We start from the raw sequence: 18,525 nt of genomic DNA, 5'->3' as shown, positions 1-18,525 counted from the left end.
GTCAGCAGCCCACCCGCGCCATGTCGGTCAGAGGGTCAACGCTGTCAGCCGGGCTGCCCAGTTGCAGCCGCTGGCAGTGCAGTTCTTCAGGTAATGCCAGATCATCAAGGGTTTGCCCGGGAGCATGCAGGAAGGCCTGGCGCTTGCTGCCAGCTGCCAGCCCCAGCAGGGTGCTTTGCCGCACCACCAGATCGGCCAGCGCCTCGCGGCGTTCGGCGCACCCCTGGGAGTACACCCCAACCCAGGCACCATTACTGACCTGCAGCAGACTGCCACGCCCTGGCTCAGCCAGGATGAACAGGAAATCGTCCGGCTCCAGACGGTTACGAAAGCGGTTGAAAGCCACCGCCAGATAGGGTTGTACCGAGCCCAACTGATTACCGCTCTGGCTCACCAGTTCACACCAGGATTTCAACAGCTCGTCCGGCAGCGCGGCCGACAGCCGAGGCTTGCCAGCCGACTCGCTGGACAGCGAGAAACGCCAGTTGCGCACATGTTCGCCATAGATCAGTTCGTAACGCAGGCGAACATAAGCGGCCAGTTCAGCCGGGCTGTGGATGTCATCGCTCCAGGGCACCAGCGCGTAACGCACGTAATGGCTGGCCAACAGCAGGCGCAAGCAGGTGCCACGCCGCACCTGTTCAAGCAACTGCGCCATGGCCTGCAGTAAGCCAGCCTCGTCACCCAGGTTGAAATCAACCCGCGCCAGGCATTGAGCCCGCCCCTGACTGGCACGGAACAATCCGGCTTCCGATCCGGTCAGCACTATGGTCCTTTGATCAGGCAGCAAAGGTGACACGGTTGATCTCCTCCAGCGAGGTGCGACCACAGGCAACCAGCTGCAAGGCGCTTTGGCGCAGCAACTGCAAACCGTGGACACTGGCATATTGGCGAATACGGCTGATGGGCTGACGTTCAACGATCATCTGCCGCAACTCATCGTCCAGACGCAGCAGTTCGGCAATGGCGGTACGCCCGCGATAACCGGTACCACGACAATGGTGGCAGCCCTTGCCTTGGGTAAAGCGATAATGCTCGCGCTGCTCCAGGCCAATTCCCGAGCGCAGCAGTTCAGCATCGTCCGGGCTGGCCGCAACCCGGCAGTGCGGGCAGACCAGCCGTACCAGCCGCTGCGCCAGCACCGCGTTGAGCGCGGCAACCAGGTTGTAGGGGTCAACCTCCATCTGGGCCAGCCGGCCAATCACGTCGAACACGTTGTTGGCATGCAGGGTGGTGAATACCAGGTGACCTGTCAGAGCCGATTGCACCGCGATCTGGGCAGTTTCGGCATCGCGAATCTCACCAACCATGATCTTGTCCGGGTCATGGCGCAGGATCGAGCGCAACCCCCGGGCAAAGGTCAGGCCCTTTTTCTCGTTGACCGGAATCTGCAGAACGCCGGGCAACTGGTACTCGACCGGATCTTCAATGGTGATGATCTTGTCCAGGCCGTGGTTGATCTCGCTGATCATGGCGTACAGGGTGGTGGTCTTGCCGCTACCAGTCGGACCGGTAACCAGCACCATGCCGTAGGGGTCAGTCGCCAGTTCGCGCATCTGCCGCATGACCTCGGGTTCAAAACCCAGGGCATCAAGACAGACGCCTTGCATGCGGTCGGCCAGATCCTGCTTATCGAGCACCCGCAGCACCGCGTCTTCGCCGAAAATGCTGGGCATGATCGAGACCCGGAAATCGATCTGCCGACCCTTGATACTGACCTTGAAGCGGCCGTCCTGCGGTACCCGACGCTCGCTGATATCCAGCTCGGCCATGATCTTGATCCGCGAGATCACCTGCTCTGCCAGCTCATTGCCGGCGACGCTGCTGATGTTGTTGAGCACTCCGTCGATTCGGTACTTGATACTCAGCCCACCAGGGCTCATACCCAGATGAATATCACTGGCATGGGCCTTGAGGGCATCATAGAGGGTGGCATTGACCAGCTTGACCACCACACTGGCGTCTTCGCTGATCCGCGCCAGCGACAGTTGCTCGGCATCCTGCTCGACTTCCAGACTACCGCCCTGCCCCTGCATCCCGGCCACGGCGTGAAACCCCTCCTCGTGGGTCGCAAGAAAGGCGTTCAGGCAGTCGAGATGCACCAGGTAGAGGGTTCCACCGTCGACCAACTGATCGAGCCGGGCCAGACGAACATCGTCGAAGGGATCGGCCAGCACTCCAGCCAGTTGGCCGTCCAGCTCGATCAGTGCGCATTCGTGTTTGAGCATCCCGGCCAGAGACAGCCGGTCGAAATCGGGAGTGGCCTGAAACAATTGCTCGCGTTCGAGCACCGGGTAGCGCAGCAAACTGCCAAGGGCTTGAACGAAGGCGTCGGCAGGCAGGCCGCTATGCCGCTCCAGCGCGCTGATAAGCCGTTGCCCCTGACTGGCCGCTTCCTGGCTGGCCTGCTGCATCAACTCGGCCGTCAACCAAGCTGGCGGGTGTGCCTCCACCAGTGCCGAAGTACCCATGAGCCGTCCTCCCCAATGCCACAGTCAACATGTGCCTGTAGCTGAAGACGGTGACCCTGCCCTGGAAACTCAGGCTTTGCCGGCCTTGCTCCCTGGGGCATCCGGCTTTGGCGGGGATTGGTCATCATCTTCGGGGCGTTTGCCACCGTGACGCCGATCGGCCAGAAGCCAGGTACCGTCATACAGCCGCATTGGGAACGTCTCTGTGCCGCTATCCTGTCGTCGCCGTTCGACCGGCACTTGACCGTTGCCGTCGGACCGGGCCTCGACGCTCAGCATCTTGGCCACCAGGCTGCGCAGCTCACCCAGGGGAAAGGGCTTAAACATGATATGGGTAATGCCCCGTTTCCCCGCCTCCTCGCAGACTTCGTTGGTCGGGTGACCGGTGATCAGAACACACTGGCCGTGCCAGGTGTTCTGTACCGCATCCAACACATCGAAGCCGACCATGTCAGGCAGTCGATAATCCAGAATGATCAGATCCGGGGGAAACTTGCCGGCCAAATCGATGGCGCGTGCACCATCGGTAGCCAGCATGGCCTTGCATGGAAGCTTTTCCATGAAAGCCTTGAGGTTCTCCGCCAGGACCGGCTCATCCTCGACTATCAAGATTCTGTATGACAAGGCGAACTCCATTCAGAGTGTGCTACTGACAACTACAGCAGGAGTACGCTCCCACTTGGGGTCTCGCATACTTCATGCCAGTTTTGGCGTCCTGCCGGGAGGCCCGAGCTGTCTGGGTAGTGCAGCTTTGAGGCTGAAAACCCGGTGCCAGAGGGAGCGTTTTCCCCGGGGAATCGGCTCGCTCAGCACCCAGTTATGGGGGCATATTTGCAGTCTAGCGCTGTTCCGGGGGAATGTAATAGCCGGTGTGATGCAGTTCACGATTTTCCAGATCCAATCGCACGATATGCGCCCCGGCACCCACCCGACGCCCGCCACTGAAGCCCACCCTTGGAGACATTCCGGTAGGGTGATCGTACAACCCTTCCAGCGCCCGTATCAGCGCCTCGCGGCTGAGCTGGCGGCCAGCCCGGCGCAACCCCTCTTCGAGTATCGCCAGCGCCACACTGGCCGAGACCCGGCGATTCAGATAACCGTTGCCAAGTATTGCCCGCTGGCGGGCCAGCCGCTCACGAAAAGCCGGAGTCCAGTCATCGGGTAAAAACGGATAGGCAACGAATACCCGGGCGGAAAAGGCCATCGGTAGCTCGAACAGTTCAGCCTGAGCCTGTTCGCCCGCCAACAGCAGATAAGGCGGCGGGCTATGCGACGCCAGCAGGCTGACCTGCGATGAAGACAATCCGCTACCCAGTAAAAACAGTGCTGACAGTCCATCACCCAACACCAGCGGTGCCTCGGCGCCCTGAATAGCTGGTGCTGGCCAGCCCCGCTGCACCAGCCAGCGGCTCAGCGACTCGGCCTGGGCCTGATGGGCCGGCTCCGGCCCAACCAGAATCAGCGCCGCCCCCCTGGCGGACAGCGCCTGTTCGGCGAACAGCCCCAGGGCTTTCATCTGATCCTGAATACCGGCCAGCGGCTCGAACGTCCATGCGCTACCCGGTCCCGGATCATTACGCAGCAAGGTGCCAACCAGCGGCACTCCGGCCTGGCGCAACTGCTCCTGCTGCGCGGCGCTGCTGGTCTGCACAGCGACCAGGGCGAAGACTTCATGCTGATCCAGCAGCTCATCCAGCACCGCCTGCTCATCCCGCTCGGCACTGTCAACCACCACCAGCGTCAGCCGCCTGCCATGGATGCCGCCATCCAGATTGATTTGGGCAATCGCTTCACGCAGGCTCAGACTGACGGCCTGACCGCCATCGGCCTGCGCTCCGCTCAAGGGCTGCCAGGTACCCAGCACCAGGCTCTGATCGCTGATACCGGGGTCGAAGTCTTCTTCGATCCGCTGCAGATAGGCGATCAGATCACGCACCTGACGTTGGCTCAGGCTGTAGCGTGGCATCGCTGGCGACAGCCTGTTGCCCCCGGGGTCAACGCCTTCGCGTATCGCCCTGGCCAGGCTGGCTTCGGTATAAGGCGGATGTTGACGGGCGCCGGGCAAGCGTTCGCCATAGGGTTTGCTCAGCCGCGCCCAGGTGATATCCGGCGGGTTGAGCCCGCCTTCGGCCCGTCCCCGACCATCGCGACCATGACAGCCAGCACAGGGCAACAGGCTGGCATCGACCACGGTGTCAGCCGCTTCCAGTCGAGCCTGCACCGGGCTATCGGTATTGGCCTGGCCATAACGGTACAGCTGCTGCCCGGCCTTTTCGTTGTCGCTCAGGCCCCAGGCCAGTGCCGGCAACAGTGCCAGGCTCAGCAGTGTGCAGAGTCGAGCGCACATGGACGCGCGGCAGCCGGTGGTTGATGTAACAGTAGAAGACGTTCAGCGATTGCTGTGACCGGCGCATCCGGGCGGATCTTGCTCCAGCGCTTGTTGGCCACATCCCCGGCGATCAGCAGGGTCGAGTGGTTCTCCACCGAGCCGGTGAACTGACCTAACCGGCCCAGTAGCCGGGCCATATCGGCCGGATCACCGGTCACGAAATGCCAGTTGGCGTCTTCGACACCGTGTTTTTTCGCATAGACCTTCAGATCTTCTGGCGTATCGTTCTGTGGATCACTGCTTAGCGAAATGAAGTCGATACCCTCGGCCCGCTCGCCCAGTTGCCGGCGAACCTGCTTGAGCTTGCTGGTGATCACCGGGCAGGCATCCTCGCAGCGGGTGAAGATCACATTGAGCAGCACCACCCGGTTTTCCAGCAGATCACTGTAGAACCGCCGCTCCTGACCGTGCTGATCGATCAGCACGGTATCGGTGAAATAACTGCGGGCATCGGGAATCATGCCAGGGCTCAGCACCTCGGGCTGACTCTCCAGCTCGGCATCGTGCCCATGCCCAGGGTGAGCCGCCAGCGGCAGGCTCAGCAGCAACAGGCTCACGAGCAATAATGATCTCATGGCTGGCTCTCCCAACGACCAACCGGCAGCACCGCCAGTTTGGCCTCTGGTTCTCGCTGCAGGCGTTTGACGCCAGCAACGATCTGCAGCGGATCGGCAAACCCATAGAAACGCAGCCAGTGGCCCTTGAACCCAACCATGATGACCGGCTGATGCTCCTCGACGTTGGTGCTGTAGACCCGGAAACCACGCAGCACCGCCTCGATATCGTCCGGCGCGCCAGTCACCCAGTTCCAGTGTTCACCGGCCTCATACCGGCTGGCCATCTCGGCCATGCGTTGGGGGGTATCACGCAGCGGGTCAACGGTAATCGACAGCAGCCGAGCATCGATGCCATCGCTGGCAAGGCGGTCACGGACCTTGGCCATGATCGCCGAAATGACCGGGCACACCGTGGTGCAGGTGGTGTAAACAAAGCCGACTACCACCGGCTCATCGCCCAGCAGATCGTCAGGCAAGCGCCGCTCCCGCTGATGCTGGTCGATCAGCGGCCGATCCACCAGCCGCACGCCCTGAGCTGTTTCCTCACTGCTGGCTGGCGGTTGGTGATGATGCTCCGAGTGCGCCAGGCTCAGGCTGGCATAACCGAGCAGGCCGAGCGCGCACAGCAGTCTCAACGGATATCCGAGTTTCATATCGACCTCCAGACGGTCAATCACCATTCAGCAATTTGCGCACACTGGCGTAAGGCAGATCCCCCCAAGTCAGGCCCAGGGATTCCGATGCCAGATGCAGGTAATAGGCACCGGGCTGTTCCAGGCTAAGGGTCGCCTCGTAGAGGCCGTCTCCCAGTTCCCGAACCGGCTGCTCCCTGCTACGTGAGGCCGGGGCCAGGAAGTAGCGCAGACGCAGATCGTCCACCCCACTCCAGGGCTCCTGGCTGTCACCGCGCCATAGCCGGAAACGTACCGGCTGGTTGGGTTCGCCGCGCACCACGCCGGTCTCCAGCAGGTATTCGACCCGAGGGCTCATGCGTCGCGAGGCCAGTTCCGGGTCGGCGGCAACCTGAAAGCTGAAGCACTGGGTCATGTCCGGCTGCGCCAGCACCATGGCCAGATCCAGTTCACCAGCCGATGGCACACGCACACGGCCCTGATAAACCCCCGGTTCAACCTCCTGAAGGGTCCGGTCGACGACTCGCACCGCCCGTGAGGTGTGGCCTCGATTGATATAGGCCGACGAAGGCGCGTTCATACCTTCCATGTAGAAATAGATGCTGTTGTCCACCGGGTTGACCACGAACACCGCATTGTCATCCACCGCCAACCCCATCCCGGATGCCAGCGGCAGGTTGCCGGCCAGACCCGGAGCCGGGACACCGGCTTCGAAGTCCTGAAATACCGGAGTACGGCCCGTCCCGAGCGAGCCCAGGGCGATCATGCTGACCCGGTTCGATCCGAGCGTGCGGACATAGGCGTAGGTCTTGCTGAACGTCAGTTGATAGGGTTCACCGCTGATTTGCAACTCGTGAATAAGCCTGTCGCTGGCAGTATCCAGTACCAATACCCGGTCTTCACGGGGGTTGAGTACCAAGGCATGGCGACCATCCGGGCTGAGCTGCAACGGCCCCAATCCTGGCTGGCTGAGAATCTCGGCGCGGGGCTTGAGACTGCGGGCGTCGAACACGCTGACCCGCCCGCTGGCACCATCGACCACATAGAGCGCACCAGACAGTTCAGCATACGCCAGCGCCAACAACTGGCCACCAGGCTTGAGTTCGGCCAGTTGCTTGAGTGTAGCGGTGTCAAATACGCTGACCGTGCCGGAGTCGCGGTTGCTGACGAAGGCTCGGGTTGAATCGCTGGTGAAGGCAATCTCGTGATGTCCGGCCCCTGTCGCCACCTGAAGTACCGGCTCCAGCGTTACGGTATCAAGCACGGTGACGCCGCTCAGCGCGGGATCACTGGCATTGTTGCCGACCCACAGGTAGCGCTCGTCGGGTTGCAACGCTACCCGCACGGGTTGCGCCCCGGCCGGTACACTGGCCAGTACGTTGAAACTTTCGGTATCGATCACCGCAACTTCATCGGCGCTGGGCATTGACACATACAGGCGTTTTTGCCGGCGGCTCTCGACCCAGTCCATGGGTGAGCGCTTGAGCACTATCCGGGCCAGGGTACTGGTCAGCCCGCCCAGCGAGACCGAGGGGTCAATCACACTGATACTCGGATCCTGATTGAGTACCAACATGTAGTAGCTGTTCAGATCCACCACCGGCCGTACGCCCAGGGTGCCCTTGAGGTAATGGGCAATCCGCTGACGGCAGGCCATGGCCGGGTCGTCCGACCCGGCGCCATGCAACACCTGCTGATCAATCCAGGCACCCGGTGCCAGACCGACCAGCGGCTGGCCACTGCCGACATCGCGCAGATGGATCCGGAAGTCGGCAAACACGCCTTCAGTCAGGGCCGCAGCAGTGCCGGATGAAACTACTTCCAGGGTTATATCCACACCATCGCGCTGGGCCTGCCCCAGCACCTGACCTCGTAGTTCTGGGGCTGGAGCCGGCAGCAGCGCCGGCTCCTCGTCACTTTGCGTCAGCCAGCCCAGTGTCCCGGCCAGCCCCGCCACAACCACCACCGCTACTGCATACCCTAGCCTGCTCATCACGGCACCTCATTGCTCAGGGTTCTTCCTCGGTCACGCGCAGCAATCCCCAGAGCCCCGAGGAGTTGCCGAAGGCGCCATAGTCGCGATACAGGTAGTCGCCGGGAATCGCGTTGACGCCACCGGCCGAGGGGAACGGGAAGCTGAAGTGAGCCGCCGGTAACACGCTTTCCTGAGCACCGGTGTACTGCGCCATCGGGTTGTGGCCATAGCGCACCGAGCCGATCCCCGGATATTTCTGCGGGAAGCCCAGGCTGTCGGTGAACTCCGGCACGAAGGGATCCTTCGGCCACAGGTGACCGGCCAACTGGAAGATCGAGCCACGGCTGCCACCAGCAGGCATGGTCAGGTTGATACGGAACGGCTGGCCCTTGCGTACCCGCAGGATCGGGGTTACCGGGTCACCGCCAACCAGCGCATTGCTGTAGGCCATGTGGGCGTTGGGAATGTCACCCCAGCCTGCCCCACCGGCCCGACCGAAGGGCGCATCCGGTGGCACGTTGAAGCGATACCAGAGCGGCTCGGTACGGTAGTTGACCGCCATGCCCGAGTTGTCCTTGGGATCGTTCGGTACGCCAATCCCTTCCACTGCGATGTTTTCCACCGGTCGGCCATCGGCCCAGCGCGGATTCATGCCCTTTTGCCAGATCAGCGAGAAGTCGCGGAAGCTCGGCCCGGAATGCGGCTTTATGGTCGCAGCAGCACGGCTGTTGGCGTCTTCGGTCCAGGTTGCGTCCATGCCCAGGATCGACATGGCCCCGACCAGCCCTTTCTGCGGCTGCTTGATCACATCGGCTGGCAGCAGGTTAAGGGCTCCGAATTCGATCGGCGTGGCGTTGATGTTGTCGATATTGCGGCCCAGCCGCGCCAGTGGCCGCCCCTCACGTTCATGATGGCCGACGTAGAACTGGTACTGCCGGGTTGGCCAGTTACCGCTGTTGCCCACCCGCGGCGGCACGGTCTGGACCGGGTTGAGGCCAACGTTGAAGCCGTCCGAGGTGGTGACATCGTAGGCCAGCAACTGGGCATGAATACCGACATGCGCCGATGGCTTCATCAGATTGTTGTTGAAGGTGGTCGAGCCCTGGTCACCAAACCGGTCACGCTTCACAGTACCCTGCATAATGGTGTAGTTGGGCAGGTCGAGCATGTCCGTTGGCAGGCGGTTTTCCAGCGTGATCTGCAGGCAGTCGCCAGCGGCGGCACGCAGTACCAGCGGCTCGACCGGAACGCCGGGCTTGAGCTTGCCAGTAACCGGGTCCAGATCTGACTTGCGGACATACAGGATTGCCGTCGGGTCATGCAGCGGCCCGCTTTGCCCGCCAACGGTGAAGGAAGTCCCATGCTCCGGGTCATAACCGGACATTTCTGGAATATTCACCAAGCGCGGATTGAGTACCAGGGTGCCGCCATCGGCCCGTGGCGTGGCGCCGACATGCAGGCCCTCGCCCTCGGGGTCGACCAGGCTCAGGTTCAGCGGGTTGTCGAGCACATCATTGGCCAGTACCGCAACCACCTCGTAGTTGCGCTGCGGCGTAGTCCTTGTGCCGATCCCGCTCGGGTTCGGGCTGAAGCGCGGGCACACCCCGTTAAACGACACGGTATTGCGCGCTGCCACTGGCAACGGGTTGTTAGGCAGCGGCATCAGATCGTTGCGGCTACTGCCATAGTTGCGCAGGATGCCCCAGATACCGCTCCAGTAACCCTCCATCGCCGCATCCATGGTGTAGAGGTGATCGCCGGTATCGCTGGCGGCACCGGACATCAAGGCTACCGGACTGACGAAGCCGAACTGTTCGGAGATCCCGACCATCTGCGCCGCGCGCCAGCCGGACGTCGAACTGTTCTGGTAACCGGTACCACGGTGCAGCCACTTGATGCCATGCAGACCGACGATGTGCTCTTCCTCATGCCCGCCAGCGATCACCCGCAGCCGCACATTGTCACCGGTGTAGGTGCGCAGCATCGGGGTGAAGGGATCACCCGGCTGGTCGCCAGCCCGGTTGATATGCGGCGGCAAGCTGGTATTGGCCCCGGTCGGGCCCAAGGCGTTGAGCACCTGGCTGGGTGCCAGATTCAGCGCCGCAATGGCCCGGTCAGTGCGACTCTGCATAGCGAAGGCCAGGTCGCCAGCCAAGCCAGCGGCCTGCATGCCGGGCTTGCCATCAGGGGCAATTCGCTCGGGATCATAGATCCGCATGGCCAGCGGCTCATGCCGGTAGTTGACCACATAAATACCCGGGTCCTCAGCGGAAATTGCCTGCGGACACGGACGGTTCGGGCAACCTTCCAGCTCGCCACCGGCAGCCTCGACCACCGACTCCAGCAGTGAGGCCGCGCTCTTGCGTACCGGCGGGTTGATCGCATAACGGAAGGTTTCGCTGGTTACCGGATAGGCAACCGGATTTGGGATACCATCGGGCCCGGCACCGACATAGACCCCAGCCTCGTAGGCATGCTGGAAGTCGCTGAAGGCCAGGAAGAACTCCCTATAGCTGTCGTTTTTGCCATCGCCATTCAGGTCACCGGCAGCAATCACTGCCTGCCAGGATGTCGGTCCGCCGTCATGCCTGGTGTATAGCGGCTCGCCGGTTTCAGAGTGGAACCAGCTGGAGCCGGCCGGCTCGATCAGTACAGTGGCGTACAGCCCCATTTGCTGGTGGGTCGAGGGCCCGAGGTGGTCGTGGGTGAAGATGTTGCCCAGCCCCCGGTCGATGTTGTAGACATTGACGATCGGGTCGGCGAACCAGCGTTGCTGCAAGGTTCTGGCACCAATCCAGTCGCTGCGGTTATAACGCCCGAAGAACGGATGCTCAGCCGCCAGCGGGCATTCCAATTGACCGTCACGCGGGTCACCGGCCTGGCAACCATGATAGGCACGGATGGCCTTGATCCGTTCGACCACTGCGCTCGGCGACAGGGCACCATCCTCGTAGTTCCAGCCATTGGCCGAACCATCGGCAGCCACCAGGTCCCACTTGGGCAAATGGATATGCTGACCTATCACATCAGTCGGGGTACGTACCTGATAGTCGTCCAGCTCAAAGTATTCCGGGATCAGATTGGTCTGCTGATACATCGCGCAATCCAGGCTGTTCAAGCGCATAACCAGCGGTTCCGGTGGCTGCTGCTTGGTTATGACCGGCCAGGCATCCTCCCACAGAGTCACGATCCGTTGTTGCGGATAGTGATAACCGGCCTTGTTGAATACTGCGTTGAACTGGATATTGGCCGCTTTGTAGATCCGTGGGCGGTCGGCGGTGAATGGCGATGAGCCCTTGAACGACAAGCCATCGAGTTTCTCGCCGCTGTAGAACCGGCCCTCGCCGTAGTCCTTGGTCATGGTTCGCTGGCGGTCATCCATGCACGGCTCAAAGAATGGCGCTCCAGCCATCGGCAAGCCGCCATTGGTACGAAATACCGCGCTCTTGACATTGCCATCAGGCAACACGGCATAGCTGGAGTGCTTGTCCTGGGCGTGGAACAGCATGGCTGCCTGCTCGACGTCAGTGCCCTCTTCCGGGAAGTAAACCGGTTTGGCCCGGCTGATCACCTTGGAGAAGTCCAGAGCGCTGGTGGCTACCTCGGCCACTCCGCCGTTGGCCCAGCCATCCAGCGCATGGCGCGGCAGCCCGCCGTCCCAGCCGTCGACCTGCTTCGGATCCAGTGCAGCCCATAGTGCGTTGCCGGAATCACGCAGCGCCTCGGCCTGCTGCGGCCCAAGCATATCCAGCGGCGGGGTCGGCGGACGCTGACCGACACTGTGCTCAATCCCTCCGATCCAGAACGGGAAGCCGGGGTTGCGCAGCGTGCCATCGGGCAGTCGGTTGTCATCACTACGATCAACCAAAGCAACCGAACCAACTATGCGTTGCGAGCCGCCATCATTGCCCGGCGGATAGCTGCTGCTGTTGTAGCCGTGATCAGCCAGAGCTTCACTGTCGGCCAGCTTCGGTACTACGCTGACCCGGCCCGGCATCGGCGGCAGCGCCTTGCCCGGCAGCGGTACCACAGCTGGGATCGGCGTGCCGGCAACAATCTCGCCATCGGGCAGAGCCCGGGCTCCTGGTGCCGGTAAGCCTTCGCGCAGGGCAAAGGGCTCCTGGTGGAAGCCATCGTCACCCTGCTCGGAAACCGCCAGCCGGGTGCCCTCTTCAAACACATCATGAATCCGCCACAGGTTCCACATGCCCTGGGCAAAATGCGGATAGAAATGGCAATGGTAGATGGCATCGCCGGCTACCCGGTTGCGATTGCCCGAACCGCCAAAGGCAATTTCATAGGTCTGCCCGGAACCTGGGCCAATCCCCTGGGCATCGACATAATCGGAATTGTCATCATTGGGATTGAAGATCCATTGGTGGGCATGCAAGTGAAAAATGTGATGTTCATGCCCGGCATGGGTATTGCGGAACTTGACGAAGTCGCCGATGTAGCTGTGGTTGACGCTGGACGGATCGGCCGGATACAGCGCCATGCTAGCCTTGATCCCGACATTGTCCGGATGTGGCGTCTGGCCTGGCTTGAGGTTTTCCAGCCCGACGTTGGCTGGCACATCGACCAACATGGCAACATCGCCAACGGTATGCGAGCTGAGGAAGAATTCCTCATAGGAGCAACTGAGGCAGTCATGCATAGGACCCACACCCAGCCGGTTGGCGATGATTTCCGCGCCAATCCCACCCGATCCATAGTTGATCATGAAGGCGTCGCGGGTCGGCTCGAGAACGTGACCAAACACCTCGTCTTCCCAGTAGCCCGGAAACGCTTGGGCAGCAGCCACTTCATCGTGCCAGGCCGAAGCAAAATCACGGAACGGCTCAAGCCGGTTGGGGATCGATGGATTGCGCTTACCGATGCTTTCCAGTGGGTAGGTCGAAGGCGGGAAGCTGCCATCAGAGTTGGGCCCCATCACCACAGCATCAGGCTCACTGATCTGAATCTGGTTGCCATCGAGCATGCTTAGGATTGGCCGCCCGGCCTTGCCTTCACTGATCCAGGGCTCTGCCTGCGGATAACGAGCCTCGTAATCAACGACCGGATGACCTGCAGGCGTCCGGCCAGTGGTAGCCAGCCGCATTTCCTCTTCGGTCAGGGTGTTGCGATACATCCGCGCACCCGGTGGCAGCACGATAACCTGGCCAAACAGGCCATTGCCGATGTTGCCGCCATTGCCCTGACCACCGAAGGTGGCCCCATAACTGGTGGCCAGAAAGGTGCCTTCACGCTCGGCGTAAAGGGTATAGCTGCGGCTCATGCCCGGGGCCAGCAGCATATTGTCATTGGCCCCGGTATTGGCTGACAGATCTTCTATGCTGTTAACCGCCTGCAGGCCGTTGACCAGAAAGCCGACATGACGGTCGGCAACCTGATCATCGATCTGCAGCTCAGGCTCAACCTGACCGCGCCGCGGGTTGTCCTGCGGATCCAGCAGATTCTGCAAATGGATGGTCAGACAGTCGCCAGCGGCGACCCGGAGAATCAAGGGCCGTGGACGCTTATCCGGTCGCAGCAGAACCCGACCGGGAATCGCCGCGCCGCCCTGGCTCAGAAGCTGGTGGTTTTCATCGACCACATCCGAGCGCAACGCGAACATCATGCCGTTGATATTCTGCGCACCCAGCCGGTTGAACATCAGCGGCTGGTCGAGCGCCACTACATGGGCTTCGAGGTGTCGCTGGCAACTGGCCGCAGCCTGGGCCCCTGGCGACAGTGCCAGGGCCAGCAGAGCCCACAACAGCAAGGCCAGGGGGCCCGAAGAGAAGAAAAATGTCGGAGCGAGAACGCTCCTGTCGGATAACACCTTGGCCCGGTTCATTGTGAGGCCTCCTGTTATGCATGACTGTGCCCGTAACAATACTGGCAGCAATACTTATGCCAGTGCCTGGCGGGTCTGCTTCGCGGCTGCGGGCCGCTGTGCGGGTTGCCGGCAGCGCCTTGCAGGCGCGAATTGCGGATGCTCATAGCCAGCCCGATTCTGCCGACCACGGAAACGCTTCAGCTCGGGTAAAACCCTACCCAGCACCGGGGATTCCCCACCCATTTGGGGCTCGACTCAGCCCCTCAGTCGGTGCCGCGCCAGGCCAGATAACGCTGCATGACCAACGGTACATAACGCTGGGTTTCACCGATGTCAGGAATTCCTCCGGCGCGGCTGACCCGCCCTGGCCCGGCGTTGTACGCCGCCAGACCAAGTTCCAGATCACCCTCGAACAACTCCATCATCTGTTTGAGATAACGCGCTCCACCGGCCAGGTTCTGGCCTGGGTCCCAGACATCCTCAACCTCCAGTTCACGCGCGGTTGCCGGCATCAGCTGCATCAGCCCAGCCGCGCCCTTGGGCGAGAGAGCCAGGGGGTTGTAGCCCGATTCGGTCTGGATTACCGCATGCAGCAGGCCTTCCGGCAGGTCATGCTCGGCGGCGGTCTGGCGGACCAGTTCGGCCAGCTCATGTGAGGGGATGGGGGCTACCCGAACGGAGGCTGACGGCCCGGTCCGGGCATGCAGCACAACAGGTTCAAGCCCCTGTCCCGGGCGGTGAACATTGGTCAGGATCAAAGTGCCGGTGGAGGACTCACCACGGTAGAACGTTTCACCGGCCCCGCTTTCCAGAGCCAAGCAACCCAGTGATAACAGCGCAGTGCAGCAGATGCGACGCATAGGCCGTCCTCCCGATCGACTCGGGTAGCCAAGCAAGGGGCGTGCCGTTGATCGTTCGCGACTGCCCCCCCAGAAAACACAACAATCGTGCACAGCTCTTGCATGGTGACTAACGTACCTTTGTCCCCCAGGAGATTTCCCCATGTTCCGCACTCGTTCACACAGACGCCATCGTGGCTTCACCCTGCTCGAACTGCTGGTGGTTCTGGTCGTGCTGGGCATGCTGGCCGGTATTGTCGGGCCGCGCTACTTCAACCAGCTCGGGCGTTCGGAAGCCCGGATCGCCCATGCCCAGATCGAAACTCTGGTAAAGGCCCTAGATATCTATCGATTGGAAAACGGCGACTACCCCACCACCGAGCAGGGCCTGCAAGCCCTGGTCAGTCCGCCGGGTGGCGTGACCAACTGGGGTGGCCCGTATCTGCGCAAAGGGGTTCCCCAGGATCCCTGGGGGCGTGACTACATCTATCGCTCGCCCGGCGAGCACGGCGAGTTCGACCTGCTCAGCCTGGGCCGCGATGGCCGCCCCGGCGGCGAAGGCGACAACGCTGAAATCACCAGTTGGTAGTGGAGGGTCGTCCATGCGCTTCCTGATCAAGGCCCTGCGCCTGCCCGATCATGTCGTCCAGCTCGAATATGAAGCGGCCAGCGCCGAAGAGGCCGGGCGCCGGGCCGAGGAACAAGGTTTGAGGGTGCTTGGGATTCAGCGCCAGCTCGACTGGAACGTCAGCCGCTGGTTCAGCCGCGAACGTTTCCCGCTGGCGCTGTTCAGCCAGGAACTGGCTATTCTGCTGAACGCTGGCCTGGTCCTGACCGATGCCCTGGAGAGCCTGGAAAACAAGGAAAGCGACCCGCAGGTCCGCAAGATACTCGCTGGCCTGATTCAGGCCCTGTATGAAGGCAAATCCCTGTCCGGGGCGCTAGCCGGCTACCCGTGGATCTTCCCGCCCCTGTTCATTGCCCTGATCAAGGCCAGTGAACGCACCGGCGAACTGGGCCCGGCACTTAACCGTTATGTTGGCTATCGCGCCAGCCTTGACGCCATGCGCCAGAAGGTCATCAGCGCCTCAGTCTATCCGGTACTGCTGCTCGGCGTCGGTGGCCTGGTCCTGCTGTTTCTGATCGGCTATGTAGTGCCGCGCTTCAGCCTGGTATTCGAGGGTATGGAGCATCAGTTGCCCTGGCTGTCGCAGGTGCTGATCGATCTGGGAAATTTTTTGCAGCAACATCAAATACTACTGTTGCCCGGATTGTTGGGAATCATTGCCCTGGGCCTGTTGGCGGCGCGCAGCCATACCTTGCGTCGGCTTCTTGGTCGGCAAATTCAGCGTATTCCACGCCTGCATAAAGCGCTGTTGACCTTTGAACTGGCCCGTTTCTACCGCTCTCTCGGCATCCTATTGCAAGGCGGGATTCCGGTGATAGACGCACTATCGATGGCCAGCGGCCTGCTCGGCGAGCAGTCACGCCAGCACCTGCTACAGGCCCAGAACCGGGTGCGTGAAGGCTCTTCCCTATCCATGGCCCTGGAGACCTATGGCCTGTCGACACCGGTTGCCCTGCGCATGCTCCGGGCCGGAGAGCGCTCAGGCAACCTGGGGGTAATGCTGGAGCGGACCGCCGACTTCCATGAGGCCCAGACCAGCCGCTGGATCGAATGGTTTGTACGACTGTTCGAACCACTGCTAATGGCTTTTATCGGCCTGCTGATCGGGACCATCGTAGTGCTGATGTATATCCCGATCTTCGAGCTTGCTTCCAGCATCCAGTAGCGTACTGGTCAACCGAGGTTGACCAGCACCCGCCCGATCATCTTGCCGGCCAGGATTTTCTCGATCTGCTCCGGCAGCTCCTCAAGGCTCACTTCGTGGCAGAGGCTGTGCAGGTCGGTCTTCCACTGCAGCGACAGGCGATCCCACATCGAGGCCTTGACGACCAGTGGCTGCTCGACCGAGTCGATCCCCAGCAGGTTGACGTTGCGCAGAATGAAGGGGAATACGCTGGCCTGGAACTGACCGCCTGCGGTCAGTCCACAGCAGGCGACACTGGCGCCATAGCGCAGTGACTTGACCACGTTGAACAGAATGTCGCCGCCGACGGTATCGACCGCCCCGGCCCACTGCTCCTTGAGCAGCATCTTGTCCTTGCCAGCTTCCAGCGCCGAGCGGTCAACAATCAGACTGGCGCCCAGGCGCTTGAGAAAATCAGCCTGCAGCGCCTTGCCGGTGGCCGCTGCCACCTCATAACCTAGCCCGGCCAGAATCGCCACGGCGATACTGCCGACACCGCCAGTCGCCCCGGTCACCAGAACCGGACCCTGCCCCGGCGCCAGACCGGCCTGTTCCAGCTTGTCGATACACAGTGCCGCAGTCAGACCCGCTGTACCCAGCACCATGCTGTCGCGCAGGCTCAGCCCTTCAGGCCGTTTCAGAACCCAGGCAGCCGGTACCCGGATATACTGACCGAAACCGCCAGCAGTGTTCATGCCAAGGTCGTAACCGGTGACAATCACCTCATCACCCACCTCGAGCTCGGCCACCGAGCTGGCCTCCACTACCCCGGCGGCGTCGATGCCCGGAGTATGGGGGAAATTGCGGGTCACGCCCTTGTTGCCGCTAGCCGACAGGGCATCCTTAAAGTTCAGCGAAGAATAGGCCACCCGGATCAGCACTTCACCCGGCGGCAGTTCGTCAATATGGCGCAGACTCACCTGGGAAACATAGTTGCCCTGTTCCTCTGTCACCACCAGAGCCTTGAATTCCGACATGCTCAGCTCCTACCAGAATCGTTGATTGTTGAACCGTGAAGCCCAGGTCAGCAGTAGCCGATCCAGCGTTGCCGACAGGGTTCCAGAGAGTTTTTCCTGGATGCGCTTGCGCATCGAATAGTGCACCTCGAACACATCGGCCTGACGGACCCGCTGACTCAGATACTGATCGCTGGTGGTCAGTTCATCAGCCAGGGTCCGCTCCAGCGCCTCGCTGCCGAACCATACCTCACCCGTGGCTACCGCATCGATATCCAGTTGCGGGCGGTAACGGCCGACAAAGCCCTTGAACAGGCGATGAATGTTTTCCAGGTCTTCCTGAAATTTTTCCCGACCTTTGTCAGTGTTCTCGCCGAACAGGGTCAGGGTCCGCTTGTATTCACCGGCGGTCAGCATCTCGTAATCAATGTCATGCTTTTTCAGTAGCCGGTTGAAGTTGGGCAACTGTGCTACCACGCCAATCGAACCAAGCATGGCAAAGGGCGCGGCCAGAATGCGGTCAGCGATACAAGCCATCATGTAGCCACCGCTGGCGGCGATCTTGTCGACACAAACCGTAAGCGGCACTCCGGCTTCACGGACCCGGCAAAGCTGGGATGCGGCCAGGCCATAGGCATGCACCATGCCGCCACCGCTTTCGAGCTTGACCACCACCTCATCATCAGCACCCGCCAGCTCCAATACTGCCGTGACCTCATGGCGCAGATTTTCCAAGGCACTGGCCTTGATGTCGCCATGAAAATTCAACACGAATACCCGCGCACGCTTTTCCTCGGACTTGCTTCGTGCTTTATCCTCTGCCTTGCGGGCCTTGAGCATGGCCTTGTAATCGGCTTTCTCCAGCACGGTTTGAGCCAGCTTGTCCGTCATTCTGGCCAGTTGTTCGTTGACCTTGGTCACCGTCAGACTGCCTTCCCCGCGCCGCTGCCGAGTCTTGGCCCCGGCTATCGCCGCTACCAGCACCAGCAACACCACCAGGACGGTAACCGCCTTGGCCATGAATAACCCATAATCAGCTAACCATTCCACGTAAGCACTCCAGCTAATGAGAGGGTT

Annotated in this window: 13 protein-coding genes; 2 read left to right on the top strand and 11 right to left on the bottom strand. The window is 61.5% G+C overall.

Annotated features, from left to right (window positions below):
• Position 1 precedes the first annotated feature (1 nt).
• From C2846_RS02500 to C2846_RS02460, 9 genes are all read right to left on the bottom strand, one after another.
• Positions 2–799, bottom strand: coding sequence for a hypothetical protein (locus C2846_RS02500; RefSeq protein ID WP_131038197.1), 798 nt, complete (start codon positions 797–799; stop codon positions 2–4).
• Positions 780–2,471, bottom strand: a complete 1,692-nt coding sequence (locus C2846_RS02495; RefSeq protein WP_231705512.1) for a GspE/PulE family protein — start codon at positions 2,469–2,471, stop codon at positions 780–782. Before C2846_RS02495 ends, C2846_RS02500 begins: the two co-directional genes overlap by 20 nt.
• A gap of 69 nt (positions 2,472–2,540) precedes the next feature.
• Positions 2,541–3,095 carry a response regulator gene (locus C2846_RS02490; RefSeq protein WP_119700595.1) on the bottom strand — a complete coding sequence of 185 codons (555 nt, stop codon included), beginning with the start codon at positions 3,093–3,095 and terminating at the stop codon, positions 2,541–2,543.
• A gap of 214 nt (positions 3,096–3,309) precedes the next feature.
• Positions 3,310–4,818 carry a cytochrome c/ABC transporter substrate-binding protein gene (locus C2846_RS02485; RefSeq protein WP_119700594.1) on the bottom strand — a complete coding sequence of 503 codons (1,509 nt, stop codon included), beginning with the start codon at positions 4,816–4,818 and terminating at the stop codon, positions 3,310–3,312.
• A complete protein-coding gene (locus C2846_RS02480; RefSeq protein ID WP_080050376.1) occupies positions 4,791–5,435 on the bottom strand; it encodes an SCO family protein in 645 nt (214 codons plus the stop codon). The genes C2846_RS02485 and C2846_RS02480 overlap by 28 nt, the downstream gene beginning before the upstream one ends.
• On the bottom strand, positions 5,432–6,070 hold the full coding sequence (locus tag C2846_RS02475; protein WP_165443744.1) for an SCO family protein: 639 nt from the start codon (positions 6,068–6,070) through the stop codon (positions 5,432–5,434). The genes C2846_RS02480 and C2846_RS02475 overlap by 4 nt, the downstream gene beginning before the upstream one ends.
• Positions 6,071–6,086: 16 nt before the next feature.
• On the bottom strand, positions 6,087–8,042 hold the full coding sequence (locus C2846_RS02470; RefSeq protein WP_119700593.1) for a YncE family protein: 1,956 nt from the start codon (positions 8,040–8,042) through the stop codon (positions 6,087–6,089).
• Between the two features lie 16 nt (positions 8,043–8,058).
• Entirely contained in the window at positions 8,059–13,860 is a 5,802-nt protein-coding gene (gene mnxG, locus C2846_RS02465) for a manganese-oxidizing multicopper oxidase MnxG (protein WP_240638134.1), read from the bottom strand.
• 245 nt (positions 13,861–14,105) lie between these two features.
• A complete protein-coding gene (locus C2846_RS02460; protein WP_119700592.1) occupies positions 14,106–14,702 on the bottom strand; it encodes a lytic transglycosylase domain-containing protein in 597 nt (198 codons plus the stop codon).
• A gap of 142 nt (positions 14,703–14,844) precedes the next feature.
• Here C2846_RS02460 and gspG point away from each other — a divergent pair, with 142 nt between their 5' ends.
• Positions 14,845–15,270 carry a type II secretion system major pseudopilin GspG gene (gene gspG, locus C2846_RS02455; RefSeq protein WP_080050372.1) on the top strand — a complete coding sequence of 142 codons (426 nt, stop codon included), beginning with the start codon at positions 14,845–14,847 and terminating at the stop codon, positions 15,268–15,270.
• Between the two features lie 13 nt (positions 15,271–15,283).
• Positions 15,284–16,474: a type II secretion system F family protein gene (locus tag C2846_RS02450; protein ID WP_119700591.1), complete on the top strand. Its 1,191-nt coding sequence runs from the start codon at positions 15,284–15,286 to the stop codon at positions 16,472–16,474.
• Positions 16,475–16,482: 8 nt separating this feature from the next.
• On the opposite strand, the gene C2846_RS02445 is transcribed toward C2846_RS02450, so the two are convergent.
• Both C2846_RS02445 and sohB read right to left on the bottom strand, forming a co-directional pair.
• Complete coding sequence (locus tag C2846_RS02445) at positions 16,483–17,469, bottom strand: YhdH/YhfP family quinone oxidoreductase (RefSeq protein ID WP_080050370.1); 987 nt, start codon at positions 17,467–17,469, stop codon at positions 16,483–16,485.
• Between the two features lie 9 nt (positions 17,470–17,478).
• Complete coding sequence (sohB, locus tag C2846_RS02440; protein ID WP_119700590.1) at positions 17,479–18,498, bottom strand: protease SohB; 1,020 nt, start codon at positions 18,496–18,498, stop codon at positions 17,479–17,481.
• Between the last annotated feature and the right edge of the window lie 27 nt (positions 18,499–18,525).

It is taken from the genome of Pseudomonas jilinensis (genome assembly GCF_003586265.1).
Taxonomy (GTDB): Bacteria; Pseudomonadota; Gammaproteobacteria; order Pseudomonadales; family Pseudomonadaceae; genus Halopseudomonas; species Halopseudomonas phragmitis.
The sequence above is the reverse complement of the archived record's forward strand: the minus strand, read 5'-3'. Positions and strand labels throughout refer to the sequence as shown.